The following is a 14,236-nucleotide window of genomic DNA, read 5'->3' on the forward strand; positions in this document are numbered from 1 at the left end:
CCACGCATGGCGTGGATCTACCAGCCGTCACCGGGAATCTGTCGGGGGTGGGGGGGGGGGGGGGGGGGGGGGCGGCGGGGGGGGGGGGGGGGGGGGGGGGCGGCGCCCCCCCCGGGGGGGGGGGGGGGGGGGGGCGGCCCCCCCCCCCCCCCCCCCCCCCGCCCAACAAGCAGAAAGCCAGAGCCGCTCTGGCTCTGGCCATTGACGTTGCCACTGCCTGAAGGCTTCGGCAGGTGCAGGGCGCAGCCCTGCCGAACAACCCTTAATGCAGCAGGGCAGCCACCGCGTCGCGGAACCCCGCCTGGGCCTGCCCGGACTCCGGCGCATGATGCAACTGGCGCACCGCCCGGCCCAACCGCGCCGCGCCCACGAAGCCACAGCTCGCCTGCAGCCGATGCAACTGGCTGCGCAGCTGGCGCTCGTCATGCTGGTCCACCGCCTGCTCGACCGCATCGCGTACGCCCGGCAGCTCGGCCAGGAACAGCTCGCGCAGCGCGATCAGGTGGTTGCGCTGGCCATTGAGCGCGGCCAGTGCCGCAGTCTCGTCCCAGTCCTGTACCTGCAGCTCGACCGCGGCCGACGCCTGGGCCATGACGATCCCAGCCGGGCTGTTGACCAGAGCGCGGCGCACCGCCTTCAGCAGCTGGTCGCGGCCCAGCGGCTTGACCAGCGTGTCGCTGAAACCGGCCTCGCGCAGGCGCGCATGGATCGAGGTATCGCCGTCGGCGGTATGCGCCAACGCCGGGGTGTCGGGATGTGAACGGCGCAGTTCGCGCAGCAGCTGCGCGCCATTGCCGTCAGGCAGGTTGACGTCGATCAGCCACAGGTCATGCGCGCCGGGCTCGGCGCTGGCCAGGGCACTGGCCAATGAGTCTGCGGTGTCCACGTCCGCCGGTAACGTTTCCAACGCCGCCTTGAAAAAACCGCGGCTGATGATGTCGTCCTCGACAAGCAGGAAGCGGGGCCGGCTGGCCCGCGGGGTCATCTGCATCAGGGCTGCCTCCATGTCAGCTGCTGCAATCATCAAGCACAGCGGCGGCGGGCGCAAGCGGGTCCGGACCCTGCCGGTCAGGATCTGCGACAATACGCCCCCATTTTTGCCCGCAGCCTGTTGCCACGTGGCCCGATCCCGCTCCCGCATCGACCGTACCCCGTTCCAGACCGAGATCCTCGACCTCAGCCATGATGGTCGCGGCGTCGCCCGCCGTGAAGGCGAGGGCGGCAAGGTCACCTTCGTCAGCGGCGCCCTGCCGGGCGAGGTGGTCATGGCCGAACAGACCGCCCGCAGCCGCCATTTCGACGAAGCGCGTACGGTGGAAGTGCTGCAGGCCTCGCCGCAGCGCGTCACCCCGAAGTGCCCGCACTTCGGCACCTGCGCCGGCTGCGTGCTGCAGCACCTGGACGAAGACCAGCAGATTGTCGCCAAGCAGCGCGTGCTGATGGACAACCTGGAGCGCATCGGCCACGTGAAGCCGGGCACCGTGCTGGCGCCGCTGGTCGGTGATAGCTGGGGCTACCGGCGCAAGGGTCGCTTCTCGGTGCGCCGGGTCGAAAAGAAGGACAAGACCCTGGTCGGCTTCCGTGAACAGGATCCGCGATTCGTCGCCGACCTCAGCCAGTGCCTGACCGTGATCCCCGAGATCGGCACCAAGGTCGAGGCGCTGTCCACCTTCATCGAATCGCTCGATGGCAAGCGTGACATCCCGCAGATCGAATTCATCGCTGGCGACCAGGCCGTGGTCCTGACCGTGCGCCACCTGCAGCCGCTCAGCGATGCCGACCGCGTGGCCTGGGCCGCCTTCGGCCAGCAGCATGGCTTCGTGATCTACCTGCAGTCCGGTGGCGTGGATACCGTGCAGCCGCTGGACGGGCAGGGCGTGCCGCTGTCGTTCCGGCTGGCGCCGTGGGATGTCGAACTGGCGTTCCGTCCGTTGGACTTCATCCAGGTCAACGCCAAGCTCAATGAGAAGATGATCGCCCACGCCCTGGACCTGCTGGAGCCGGGTGAGGACGAGCGTGTGCTGGACCTGTTCTGCGGCCTGGGCAACTTCACCCTGCCGCTGGCGCGCCGCGTGCGCGAAGTGGTCGGTGTGGAAGGTGATGCTGGCCTCGTCGCGCGGGCCCGTGAGAATGCCGAGCGCAACGGTCTGACCAACGCCCAGTTCTTCAGCGCCGACCTCACCCAGGACCAGCGCAGCACGCCGTGGATGCGCCAGGGCTTCGACAAGCTGCTCTTGGATCCGCCGCGCTCGGGCGCGATCGAAGTGCTGCAGCAGCTGCCGCTGAAGCAGTTCAAGCGCATCGTCTACGTCAGCTGCCACCCGGGTTCGCTGGCACGCGATGCCGGCTATCTGGTCAACGAACAGGGCTTCACCCTGGTCAGTGCCGGTGCCATGGACATGTTCCCTCACACCGCACACGTGGAAAGTATCGCGGTATTCGAGAAGCGCTGATCGGCTGTCATGCCCATCGCGCATAATGGCGCGATGGGCATCGAAATCGAACGCAAATTCCTCGTCAGCAGTGATGGCTGGCGCACCGCCGCGCACCGGGTGATCCCGATGGCGCAGGGCTACATCAACGACATGGGCGCGCTCGATCGCGGCACCCAGAACGCTTCGGTGCGCGTGCGTATCGAAGGCGACCACGCCGCGCTGAACCTGAAGTCGCGAACCATCGGCCACACCCGCCAGGAGTTCGACTACCCGATCCCGGTGGACGATGCGCGCGCACTGCTGGCGCTGTGCGTGGGCGGCCTGATCGACAAGCGCCGCCATCTGGTCGAACACGCCGGCCTGACCTGGGAGGTGGACGAGTTCCTCGGCGACAACGCCGGCCTGGTAGTGGCTGAGGTTGAGCTGGACAGCGCTGACCAGACCATCGACCTGCCGGACTGGGTGGGTGCCGAAGTCACCGATGATGCCCGCTACTACAACGTTGCCCTGGCCAGCCACCCATATTCAGAGTGGTGAAGCCGCCAAAAAGGGGACGGAGGGGATTAAGTCGTCTTTACCCCATCTGTGCGGGAAACGACTTAATCCCCTCCGTCCCCTTTTATCGAGGGTGTCGGCCCCCATGTGGAAAGGATGAGAATCGACATCTACTCCGACGTGGTCTGCCCCTGGTGCTGGATCGGCAAGCATCGTTTCCAGCAGGGCGTGCAGTTGCTGGGCGCCAACGCGCCTGAACTCGATATTCACTGGCAGCCGTTCCAGCTCGACCCGGACGCGGACGACACCCCGGTGCCGCTGCGCGAGGCCTATGTGCGCAAGTTCGGCGGCGTTGAGCGTACCGAACAGATCCTCGGCCAGACCCAGACCACCGCGCGGGCCGAGGGCCTGCCGATGGACTTCAGCCAGGGCCAGGTGCGGGTGACCACGCTGCCGGCGCACCGGGTGTTGTGGCTGGCGGGCGAGCACGGCGTGCAGGATGCGGTGGGCGAAGCACTGTTCCGCGCCCACTTCGAGCACGGTCAGAACCTGGCGGACCCCTCGGTGCTGATCAAGGCGGGCGCGGCAGGCGGCCTCGACGCGGGTGAAATCACGCAGATGCTGGCCTCCGACCGCGGCTTGGCCGAGGTCGAAGCCAAGCTGGCGCAGGCTCATGCATTGGGCGTTTCTTCGGTGCCGACCTTCGTCATCGATGGGAAGTGGGCCATTTCCGGGGCGCAGCCCCCCGAGGCCTTCGCCAACGCCCTGCGCCAGATCGCCGCCGAGCAGGGCGCGCCTGCGGCCCCGGCTGACGGCGACGAGGCCTGCGGCCCGGACGGCTGCAAGGTCTGACCGGATCCGAAAAGGGGACGGAGGGAATTAAGACGTATCCAGCCCGTAGGGGCCGATTGCGGCTTAATCCCCTCCGTCCCCTTTTTCTGACCACTGCGCCTGTCGGCCGGTTCTGCGACAATGCGGCACTGCGCCATGCGGGCGCGCGTTGTGGAGATCGACCATGCTGCTGATCGGCGTCGCCGGCACCGAACTGACCGTCCAGGAACGTGACTGGCTGCAGCACGATGCCGTGGCCGGGGTGGTGCTGTTCAAGCGCAACTTCGCCTCGCGCCAGCAGGTGACCGATCTGAGCGCGGCGATCCGCGCTGCCGCGCCACGCCCGCAGCTGATCTGCGTGGACCAGGAAGGCGGCCGCGTGCAGCGTTTCCGTGAGGGTTACAGCGAGTTGCCGCCGCTGCAGGACATCGGGGCGATGTACGCCACCGACCCGCAGCAGGCGCTGGCCCTGGCCGAGCAGCACGCCTGGCTGATGGCCAGCGAAGTGCGCGCCAGCGGCCTGGACCTGAGCTTCGCGCCGGTGGTCGACCTTGGCCGTGGCAACCGCGCCATCGGCAACCGCGCCTTCAGTGAAGACCCGCAGGTGGTGGCCGCGTTCACCGCCGCCTACGTGCGCGGCATGCATGCGGTCGGCATGGCCGCCACGCTCAAGCATTTCCCCGGCCATGGCACCGTGCTGGAAGACACCCACGTGGATACCGCGATCGACCCGCGCGCGCTGGACGAGCTGCGCGCCCAGGACCTGGTCCCGTTCCAGGCCGGCATCGCCGCCGGTGCCGACGCGGTGATGATGGCGCACGTGATCTATCCGCAGGTGGCACCGGAACCGGCCGGCTATTCGCCGCGCTGGATCCAGGACATCCTGCGCGGCGAGCTCGGGTTCCGCGGCGTGGTGTTCTCCGATGACATCGGCATGGCCGCCTCGCACAGTGCCGGCGGCGTGCCGGCGCGCGTGCACGCGCATCTGGATGCCGGCTGCGACGTGGTGCTGGTCTGCCACCCGGAACTGGTCGATGAAGCCCTGCACGCGGTGCAGGGACGCTCCCTCAATACTGCTGCGCTGCTGGGCCTGCTGGGCCGCGGCGCGCTCGGCTGGGACGGCCTGCTGGCCGATGCCCGCCATGGCGACACCCAATCCCGTCTGCTTGAAACCCTTGGAAGAACCGTCTGATGCCCAACCTCACCATTTCCCAGGCCCTGGCCCAGGCTGACCTGCTGGTCGACCGCCCCACCATCGACAAGGCCATCGCTGGTATCGCCGACGCCATCGCGCGCGATTACAAGGGCGAGGTGCCGCTGTTCCTGTCCATCATGCACGGTGCGCTGCCGTTTGCCGGCCAGCTGGCGCTGGAACTGGGCGCGCGCGGCCAGGACGTGCAGTTCGATTACCTGCACGCCACCCGTTACCGCGGTGAAACCACCGGCGGCGACCTGGTCTGGAAGCACAAGCCGGCCACCTCGCTGTTCGGCCGCCGCGTGCTGCTGGTCGACGATATCCTCGACGAGGGCTACACCCTGCAGGGCGTGCGCACCTGGTGCCTGGAACAAGGCGCGACCGACGTGCGCATCGCCGCGATGACGGTGAAGAAGCACGACCGCGCGCTGCCGGACGTGACTGCCGACTACGCCGGCATCGAACTGCCGGACCGTTACGTGTTCGGCTTCGGCATGGACGTCAACGAAACCCTGCGCTGCGTGCCGGCCATCTACGCGATGAAGGAATAACGGCGCAGCCGCCCGCGGCGCGTCTTCTTCTGCCGCCGGCATCCTCGGGTGCCGGCGTTCGTCTTTTCATGGAGTGCTTCGAATGCAACAGATCGCCCTGGCCGTGATCGGCGGTACCGGTGTCTACAACCTGGCCAAGCTTGACGACGTGCAGACCCACGAGGTCGACACCCGCTTCGGCCGTCCGTCGGGCCCGGTGCGCGTTGGTACGCTGCTCGGCCATCGCGTGGCGTTCTTGGCGCGGCATGGCGAAGGTCATTCGCTGCCGCCGCACAAGATCAACTACCGCGCCAACCTGGCCGCGCTGCAGCAGCTGGGCGCGCAGCGCGTGCTGGCGTTGAACACGGTGGGGGGCATCACCGAACACTTTGGTCCGCGCGTGCTGGCCTGCCCGGACCAGATCATCGACTACACCTGGGGCCGCATCAGCACGATCTGTGAGGAAGAAGGCACCGACGTGGTCCACGTTGATTTCGGCCACCCGTACACACCAATGCTGCGCAGCAAGATCCTGGCTGCGGCCAAAGTGACCGGCGTCACGGTCCATGACGGTGGCTGCTACGGCGCAACACAGGGCCCGCGCCTGGAAACCATCGCTGAAATCGCCCGTATGCGCCGCGACGGCTGCGATCTGGTGGGCATGACCGGCATGCCGGAAGCCGCCCTGGCACGCGAGCTGGGGCTGGATTACGCCTGCCTGGCGATCATCGCCAACTGGGCTGCCGGCTGTGGTGATGGCGAGGAGATCACGATGGCCGAAGTGCTGGCCAACGTGCAGGCGGCCGGCAACGGACTTCCGGAACTGGTGGGCGAATTGGCACGGGGGTGATTGTCTTCCCCGAGCAAGCTTTGCATACTCAGCTTGTGCGCGGGTTCAGCGTACACCACCCATTCATTGCATAAGGTCTCGCATCACCATGCCGAACGGTACCGTCAAGTGGTTCAACGACGCCAAGGGATTTGGCTTCATCTCGCCGGAGGATGGCAGCGCCGACGTGTTCGCGCACTTCTCCGCCATCAACTCCAAGGGCTTCCGCAGCCTGCAGGAAGGCCAGCGTGTCACCTATGACGTGACCCAGGGCCCGAAGGGTGCCCAGGCTTCGAACATCACGCCGGCCGAGTGATCCACTCGACAGTGCGTTGAAAACCCCGCTTCGGCGGGGTTTTTTTTGCGCGGATTGCCCGCGACCCGCTCGCGATCCACCCGCCTCGGGCACAATGCGGCCATGACGGAACGACTGCGCATCGCCGTGATCGGCTACGGCACCGCTGGACAGGCAGTGTCCATCCTGCTCACCCGTGACGGCCACGAGGTGGAGATCTTCGAACGCGTGCCCACGCCGGGGCCGGTGGGTGCCGGTTTCCTGCTGCAGCCCAGCGGCCTGCAGGTACTGTGGCAGATGGGCCTGCTTGATTCCGTGCGCGCACATGCCGCGCCGGTGCACCGCCTGTATGGCGACACGCCGTGCGAGCGCGCGGTGATGGACATGCGCTACGAGGGACTGGATGCGCGCCTGCACGGCCTGGGCATGCAGCGCGGGGCCTTGTTCTCGCTGTTGGACGAGGCGCGCGCAGGCGAGGGCCAGCTGCATGCCGGTACCACCATTACCGAGGTGGATGCCGAACACGGCCGTCTGCGCGACAGCGACGGGCGCACGCATGGCCCGTTCGACCTGGTAGTGGTCGCCGATGGCGCCGCATCGACGCTGCGCGGCACGATCGCCGGCGGTGCCGGGCTGGACCGCGTGTATCCGTGGGGGGCGCTGTGGTGCCTGCTGCCGGCCGAGGACTGGCCGCACGTGCAGGAGCTGCGGCAGCGTTACGTGGCCGCGCGCAAGATGATCGGACTGCTGCCGGTCGGCACGCGCCCCGGTGATGACACGCCGCGCCTGAGTTTCTTCTGGAGCCTGCCACGCGCCGACTTCGAACGCTGGCAGGCCGATGGCATGACGCCCTGGCTGGATGAACTGCATGCACTGTGGCCGCAGGCCAGTGCGCGCTTCGCCCATCTGCGTGATGCCGGCCAGTTGGCGCGCGCGGTCTACCGTGATGCGGTGATGACGCGCTGGCACCACGGCCGCATGGTGCTGGCCGGTGATGCCGCGCATGCGATGAGCCCGCAGCTGGGGCAGGGCGTGAACATGGCGCTGCTCGATGCGCTGGCGCTGCGCGATGCGGTGCGCACCTACGGCGGCAGCACGGTCGCGCTGCAGGCCTACCAGGCGCAACGCAGGGCACACGTTGCGGTGTACCAGCGCTGGAGTCGTTGGCTGACGCCGCTGTTCCAGTCCGACCGCGACGCCTGGGCGAAGGCGCGTGACGTGCTGCTGGGCCCGATGGGGCGCCTGCCCGGTGGCCGTGGCCACATGCTGCGCGTGCTCAGTGGCACCCAGCACGGCTGGTTCGGTGCACTTGCACTGGATCCGGCGTTCGTCGACGCACTGGCCACTGCAGCGGAAATGCCTCGTATCAACGCGATTTCGGCCAATGCGTGAAGCGCGTCGTCACCTGAATTAACGGTTGCCTCACCGCCGATATGCGAGAAGTAGGTTGCACGCGATTGCGCGTCGCCCGTTTTCCTTTCCGTGATCAACATCGCGCGTGGCCCGGGCGGCGCTGCCGTTGCGGCCTGTTGCGGCCCGGATGTGCCGCTGATGTTGAAGAGGAGGACGCCATGTTGTTCGCGGTCGAGGAGCTGGAATCGGAAATCTGCAAGCTGCGCGGATTGCTGCAGATGCTGCACGAGGACCAGCCCGACGTACTGGAGGACGTGTTCGAGTTCCATGTCGGCAGCCTGATCAGTCATGCATCAGCGGAGCACCACGCGCGCATCCGCACCTGCGCGCAGGAAATGCTGGCGGCGATCCAGGCATTGCCGCGACGACGTGAGGGCGACACGCCTGATTTCCAGTTGATGCCGCAGCTGGGCATTCGTCCGGCCTGATTCAAGCCACCGGCAGTTGCACCAGGCCGTTTTCCACGCAGGCGACCCTTTGCTCGCCGCGGGCGGGCACGGGCACGATGCCGGCAGTGAATGCGGAGAAGGCCGGCAGCACCGTCATCCGCTCACGCAGCCAGAACGCGGGGAAGCGCCGTCGCAATGGCGGCAAGGCGACCTGCGGATGCAGATGCCCAGCGATCACATGCAGCTCTGCATCGGGCATCGGCTCATGGCGAAGCAGGAACGGCTGCAGCCGTACTTCATCGTGGATCTGTACCTGCAACTGAGCATGCGGCAGCTGGCGGTCGTGATTGCCACGCAGGACATGCACGTCCAGCGAAGCATTGCGTTCGCGCCATGCCAGCCATTGCTGGTACCACGCAGCGCGATGCGCCGGTCCATGCAGGATGTCACCCAGGATCCACAGCTCGCGACAGGCATGCCTGTCCAGCAGCCCCTGCAGGCGTTGCAGGTCTTCGCCGGTGCCGCCGCTGGGCAATGCGATGCCGGCGCGGCGGAATACATCGGCCTTGCCCAGGTGCAGGTCGGCGATCAACAGCGCCTGCCGCGCGGGCCAGTACAGCGCACGCGCGCCAAGCAGTATCAGCGATTCGCCGGCGCGCAGCAGCGGCAGTTCATCGGCCATGGCGGCGCTCCAGCTGCTGGGCCGCGCGTTGCACGCGGGTGCGCCAGTCCTCGTTGCTGAACTGCCCGCGTTGGCGTTCAGCCCATAACGGGAAGCCCAGTGGCGTGAGTGATGTCGGGTGCTGCACGGAGAGGGCCTGCATGCCGATCCTTGCCAGGACCTGCTGTAGTCCCGGCAGATCCAGGCTGTCGTGCAGCACTTCGCGTTCGGCCAATGCCAATAGCAGGTGGCCGGGGTCATGCTCGCGCAGTACGTCGTAGAGCAGGCCTGCCGAGGCCTGCAGCTGGCGCAGCGATCGCGGCATACCGCCGGGCAGGCTGGGGACCAGCAGGCCCGCTACGCGTGCGATGCCACGGAACTGGCGGCGCGCCAGCTCGCCCAGGTTCACCGCGGCACGCAGATCGTCCAGCAGCTGATCGGGGGTGAACAATGCTCGCCATCGCGCCGCATCCAGTTCGATCGCCTGCGCCGGTGCCAGCACCAGGCCATGATCGTTCACCGCGTAGCCGATGCTGTTGCGCTGCCGGCGGGTACAGCGCAGTGCCAGCAAGGCGGCCAGCGCCTCGTGCACGTGACGGCCGGCAAAAGGGTAGACGAACAGGAACTGGCCGTCGCGGCGCCGCACATCTTCCACCAGCAGATGCTCTGGGCCGGGAAGCGCCGACAACTGCTGCTGCAGTGCCAGCAAGGGGGACAACCAGCGTGATTCGGCACTGTCGTCGGCGCCGGACAGTACCCACTCCAGCTCGCGGCCGAGCGGCATCGACAGTGGCAACTGGCCTCCCTGCCAGCGCGGCACCACACCATCACCGCGCCCTCGTGCCAGCCGCACGAAGGCGGTCATGTCGCGCAGCTGCACCAGTTCCAGCAGGCGCCCGGCGAACTGGAAACGGTCGCCGCGACGCAGGCGGCTGGCGAACTGTTCCTCCACGGCACCCAGGCCACCACCGCGCAGGAACTGCACGCGCACGCTGCCATCGCTGCTGATGGTGCCGATCGACAGCCGATGGCGCAGTACCTGGCGGCGATCGTGCATGCGGTAGTAGCCGTCGGCATCACGCACGACCTTGTGGAAATCGGGGTACTGGGCCAGGGCCTGGCCACCCTGCACGATGAACGTCAGCACGGCCTGCCATGCGTCGTCGCCGAGAGATGCGAAGGCATGGGTACGCCGTACCTGCGCCAGCAGCGCATCGCTGTCGAAGCCACCGGCCAGCGCGCGGCTGACCGCATGCTGGGCCAGCACATCCAGCGACAGCGTCGGCGGCCTGCGCGCTTCGACCACGCCTTGGGCCAATGCACGGCGCACCGCGGCGTATTCGGCCAGCTCCAGTGCATGGCTGGGCACGCACAGGATGGAACCGCTGGCACCCGGGCGGTGACGCGCACGTCCCGCGCGTTGGCGCAGGCGGGCCACGCCCTTCGGGCTGCCCAGCTGCAGTACCTGCTCAACCTCGGGGAAGTCCACGCCGAGGTCGAGGCTGGAGGTGGCAACCACGCAGCGCAGCGCGCCCGCGCGCAGGCCATCCTCGACCTGCTGGCGCAGCGCTGGATCCAGCGAGCCGTGGTGCAGCGCAAGCGTGTCCGGGGTTTCCGGCCAGACCGCGGCCAGCGCCTGATGCCACAGTTCTGCCTGCGCACGGGTGTTGGTGAACAACAGGCTGCTGCGTGCCCGCATCAACGCGTCCAGCACCCGCGGCAGCTGCGCCAAGCCCAGATGCCCGGCCCACGGAAAACGTTCGCCGGGTTCCGGCAGCAGGCTGCGCACGCTGATCGCGCGCGTGCGCACGCCCTGCACGATCGGCGCGTCGGGCTGTCCGGGCAGCAGCACGTCGCGCGCCTCATCCAGGTTGCCCAGCGTGGCCGAAAGCCCCCACAGCTGCACTGCAGGCGCAGCTTCGCGCAACACCGCCAGGTTCAACTGCAGCAGCACACCGCGCTTGTTGCCCAGCAGCTCATGCCATTCGTCCACCACCACGCAGCGCAGCTGGCGCATGCGCGGCAACGTATCCGGATAGCTCAGCAGCAGCGCCAGTGATTCGGGCGTGGTGACCAGTACGTCGATGCGGCCTTCGCGGGCCTGGCGCCGCTCGCGGTTGCTGGCGTCACCGCTGCGCAGGCCGACACGCCATCCCAGTCCCAAGCCGTCGACGACGGCCTGGAGCGCGCGTGCGGTATCACTGGCCAACGCGCGCAAGGGCGTTACCCACAGCACCTGCAATGGGCGCACCGCACTGGCGCGGCGGGGCGAGGGCGGTGGATCGATCAGCGCCTGCAGCAACGGCCCGCCGAACATCGCCAGCGTCTTGCCGCTGCCCGTGGGCGTATGCAGCAACCCGGATTCGCCGGCCAGGTAGTGGCGCCACATCGCGCGCTGGAAAGGCAGTGAGCGCCAGCCGCGTGCCGCGAACCAGTCTTCCAGCCGGCGCAGTGCCTGGCTGCGGGTCATCGCGCCAGCGCCTGCAGGCTGGCCAGCTGATCGGCCTCGCTGGCAGGCTTGTCGTGGCGCCAGCGCAGGATGCGCGGAAAGCGCACGGCGATCCCCGATTTGTGCCGGCTGCTGCGGTTGACCGCTTCGAAACCCAGCTCGAACACCTGTTCGGCGCGTACGCTGCGCACCGGCCCGAAACGCTCGCGGGTGTTGGCGCGGATCCAGCGGTCAAGCGCGAGGATCTCCTTGTCGTCCAAGCCCGAATACGCCTTGGCCACCGGCACCAGCGTGTCGCCGTCCCAGACGCCGAAGGTGTAGTCGGTGTACAGCGTGCTGCGCCGCCCATGGCCAGCCTGTGCGTACAAGAGCACCGCATCGATGGTGAGCGGATCGACCTTCCATTTCCACCAGTCACCGCGGCGTCGCCCAGCCAGGTAGGGTGAGCCGCGTCGTTTCAGCATCAGCCCTTCCACGCCACGTTCGCGTGCCACATCGCGCATCGCCGCCGCCTGCGCCCAGTCGACGGCGGCAACGTCGGGCGACAGCTGGATCCGCACATCGTCCAATGCGCCGATGACCGCGGCAAGCCGCGTACGCCGTTCCTGCAACGGCAGCTCACGCAGATCCGCGCCATCGTGCTCCAGCAGGTCATAGGCGAGCACGCGTACCGGCGTGTTGCGCAGAGTCGCTGCTCCTGGCTTGCGACGCTGGATGCGGGTCTGCAGGGCGGTGAATGCGCGCGGCAGGTTGGCGGTCTCGTCCCAGGCCAGCAGCTCTCCGTCCAGCACGCAGCCTTCCGGCAACGCCATCGCGGCGTGCTCGATCTCGGGGAAGCGGCCATCCAGTCGTTCCTCGCCACGGGACCACAGCGCGACTTCGCCACGCCGGCGCAGCAGCTGCAGGCGTATGCCATCCCATTTCCATTCCAGCAGCCAGTCGTCGATCGCGCCGAGGCGTTCGGCAGGATCGCCTTCCAGAGGGGAGGCGAGGAAGAAGGGGTAGGGCTGCTGGCGGTCGGACGGCAGCTCGTCCGGTGACAGCAGTTGAGCCAGCAGCCCGGGCGAGGGGACCCACTCGCCGAGCATGCGCTGGGCGATGCGTGCGATGTCCAGGCCGGACCATTCCGCCAGTGCCTGCTGTACCAGTCGCTGCGAAACGCCAACGCGCAGGGCGCCGGTCAGCAGCTTGTTGAACACCAGGCGTTCGCTGCTGCACAGCTGCCGCCACCCGGCGACGACCGCAGCGCGGCGTACTGCCTCGGGTTGGTTGGCCACGGCCAGCAGATGCTGTTCGATCCAATCAGCCAACGGGCGGTCGGCGGCTGGCTGCGATGGATCATCCAGCAGCAGGGTCAGCGTTTCGGCCAGGTCACCAACCTGCGCGTAGCTGTCTTCCACCAACCAGGGAGGCAAGCCGGATTCTTCGGCAATCCAGCCGCGCAGTTCGCCGCTGGCGGCGATCTTCCGGCGTGCGCCGCCCACCTTGCCACCGCTGAGCAGGTACATCGCCCATGCCGCATCGTGCGCGCGCGCCTGGCGGAAGTAGTCGACCAGGGCTGCACGCTTGTCCAGCGTAGCCGTGCTGCGGTCCAGGCGCTGGTAGAGCGCAGCGAAGGCCTTCATTCCTCGCTCCCGAAATCGGTGCGGAAGGCTTCGGCAGCCACGCCGCGTTCGCGCAGGAACGGAATCAACGCATCGGTATTGCCATGGGTAGCGATCACCCGCTGCGCGCCTGTCTGTTCGATGGTCTGCAGCAGTGCTGGCCAATCGGCGTGATCGGAAATGACGAAACCGCGATCGACATTGCGGCGCCGGCGGTTGCCGCGCAGTTGCATCCAGCCCGAGGCGAAACCCAGCTGGTGGCGGCCGAAGCGGCGCATCCAGGGCGTGCCCGCAGCCGACGGCGGCGCGAGGATCAACTGGCCCGCCGCGTCCGGCTGGCGGCCCTGCTCGGCCACGGTGAGCGTCTCCAGCATCGGCACCCCGGCCTGCCGGTACACCGCCACGCCATTGGCGATGGCGCCGTGCAGCCAGGCTGGTCGATCGTCCAGCGGCAGCAGCTCGGCCAGCACCCGCTGTGCCTTGCCCAATGCGTAGCACAGCAGGATCGCGGCTTCGCCACGTTGTTCGCATTCGCGGCGCCACGCCAGGATCTCTGCAGCCACCGCCGGCGTGTCCGGCCAGCGGTAGATCGGCAGTGCGAACGTAGCTTCAGTGATGAAGGTATCGCAGGGCACCACTTCGAACGGTGTGCAGGTCGGATCAGGCTGTCGCTTGTAGTCGCCGGAGGCTACCCATACCTGCTGCCCGTCGTCGATGCGTACCTGTGACGAACCGAGCACGTGGCCGGCCGGATGCAGCGATATCTGCACCTGCCCCAGGCGGAACGGCACACCCTCGGCATGCCCCTGCACCGGCACGTCACCCAGGCGCCAGCGCAGGATCGGCAGGCTGCCTTCGCTGCAGTGGTACTCCCCCATGCCCGGGCGGGCATGGTCGCCGTGGCCATGGGTGATGACCGCGCGCGCTACCGGTCGCCACGGGTCGATATGGAAATCGCCGGCGGCGCAGTACAGCCCCTCCGGGCGCAGCACCACCAGATCGTCGTTGCCTGCCATGCGGTCACTGTGGCCTGCGTCTCGTGCAGAGGGTGAGAACCGGCCTGAACACGGGCTTGGCAGGCGATGCGGCACAATCGGGCCGCAGACCTCT

General features: G+C 68.0%; 14 protein-coding genes. 9 read left to right on the forward strand and 5 right to left on the reverse strand.

Annotated elements, in window-relative coordinates:
- Window positions 1-262 precede the first annotated feature (262 nt).
- Window positions 263-991, reverse strand: a complete 729-nt coding sequence (locus tag V3B48_RS04885) for a response regulator (RefSeq protein WP_329893378.1) — start codon at window positions 989-991, stop codon at window positions 263-265.
- A gap of 127 nt (window positions 992-1,118) precedes the next feature.
- Here V3B48_RS04885 and rlmD point away from each other — a divergent pair, with 127 nt between their 5' ends.
- The 9 genes from rlmD to V3B48_RS04930 all read left to right on the forward strand — a co-directional run bounded on the left by rlmD (window position 1,119) and on the right by V3B48_RS04930 (window position 8,451).
- On the forward strand, window positions 1,119-2,453 hold the full coding sequence (gene rlmD / locus V3B48_RS04890) for a 23S rRNA (uracil(1939)-C(5))-methyltransferase RlmD (protein ID WP_049398293.1): 1,335 nt from the start codon (window positions 1,119-1,121) through the stop codon (window positions 2,451-2,453).
- Between the two features lie 33 nt (window positions 2,454-2,486).
- A complete protein-coding gene (locus V3B48_RS04895; protein ID WP_071229427.1) occupies window positions 2,487-2,972 on the forward strand; it encodes a CYTH domain-containing protein in 486 nt (161 codons plus the stop codon).
- Window positions 2,973-3,086: 114 nt separating this feature from the next.
- Window positions 3,087-3,782: a DsbA family oxidoreductase gene (locus tag V3B48_RS04900; protein WP_329811196.1), complete on the forward strand. Its 696-nt coding sequence runs from the start codon at window positions 3,087-3,089 to the stop codon at window positions 3,780-3,782.
- 163 nt (window positions 3,783-3,945) lie between these two features.
- A complete protein-coding gene (nagZ, locus tag V3B48_RS04905; protein WP_329893316.1) occupies window positions 3,946-4,953 on the forward strand; it encodes a beta-N-acetylhexosaminidase in 1,008 nt (335 codons plus the stop codon).
- Entirely contained in the window at window positions 4,953-5,507 is a 555-nt protein-coding gene (locus tag V3B48_RS04910) for a hypoxanthine-guanine phosphoribosyltransferase (RefSeq protein ID WP_005410592.1), read from the forward strand. Before nagZ ends, V3B48_RS04910 begins: the two co-directional genes overlap by 1 nt.
- A gap of 82 nt (window positions 5,508-5,589) precedes the next feature.
- The gene (locus tag V3B48_RS04915; protein WP_010482830.1) at window positions 5,590-6,336 is read left to right on the forward strand and encodes an S-methyl-5'-thioinosine phosphorylase; all 747 of its coding nucleotides are present in this window, start codon (window positions 5,590-5,592) and stop codon (window positions 6,334-6,336) included.
- A gap of 88 nt (window positions 6,337-6,424) precedes the next feature.
- Window positions 6,425-6,631, forward strand: a complete 207-nt coding sequence (locus V3B48_RS04920; protein ID WP_005410590.1) for a cold-shock protein — start codon at window positions 6,425-6,427, stop codon at window positions 6,629-6,631.
- Window positions 6,632-6,733: 102 nt separating this feature from the next.
- Window positions 6,734-8,002, forward strand: coding sequence for an NAD(P)/FAD-dependent oxidoreductase (locus V3B48_RS04925; protein WP_032129344.1), 1,269 nt, complete (start codon window positions 6,734-6,736; stop codon window positions 8,000-8,002).
- A gap of 179 nt (window positions 8,003-8,181) precedes the next feature.
- Complete coding sequence (locus V3B48_RS04930) at window positions 8,182-8,451, forward strand: hypothetical protein (protein ID WP_032129345.1); 270 nt, start codon at window positions 8,182-8,184, stop codon at window positions 8,449-8,451.
- A gap of 1 nt (window position 8,452) precedes the next feature.
- On the opposite strand, the gene pdeM is transcribed toward V3B48_RS04930, so the two are convergent.
- Genes pdeM through V3B48_RS04950 form a run of 4 tightly spaced genes read right to left on the reverse strand, consistent with a single transcriptional unit; the run spans window position 8,453 to window position 14,142 of the window.
- Window positions 8,453-9,094 carry a ligase-associated DNA damage response endonuclease PdeM gene (gene pdeM, locus V3B48_RS04935; RefSeq protein ID WP_032129346.1) on the reverse strand — a complete coding sequence of 214 codons (642 nt, stop codon included), beginning with the start codon at window positions 9,092-9,094 and terminating at the stop codon, window positions 8,453-8,455.
- Window positions 9,084-11,543 (reverse strand): ligase-associated DNA damage response DEXH box helicase, encoded by a 2,460-nt coding sequence (locus V3B48_RS04940; RefSeq protein WP_329893317.1) that lies wholly within the window; start codon window positions 11,541-11,543, stop codon window positions 9,084-9,086. The genes pdeM and V3B48_RS04940 overlap by 11 nt, the downstream gene beginning before the upstream one ends.
- On the reverse strand, window positions 11,540-13,147 hold the full coding sequence (locus V3B48_RS04945; RefSeq protein WP_032129348.1) for an ATP-dependent DNA ligase: 1,608 nt from the start codon (window positions 13,145-13,147) through the stop codon (window positions 11,540-11,542). Before V3B48_RS04945 ends, V3B48_RS04940 begins: the two co-directional genes overlap by 4 nt.
- A complete protein-coding gene (locus V3B48_RS04950) occupies window positions 13,144-14,142 on the reverse strand; it encodes a ligase-associated DNA damage response exonuclease (protein WP_329893318.1) in 999 nt (332 codons plus the stop codon). The genes V3B48_RS04945 and V3B48_RS04950 overlap by 4 nt, the downstream gene beginning before the upstream one ends.
- Window positions 14,143-14,236: the final 94 nt, after the last annotated feature.

Source organism: Stenotrophomonas sp. SMYL20, from assembly GCF_036320045.1.
Taxonomy (GTDB): domain Bacteria; phylum Pseudomonadota; class Gammaproteobacteria; order Xanthomonadales; family Xanthomonadaceae; genus Stenotrophomonas; species Stenotrophomonas maltophilia_A.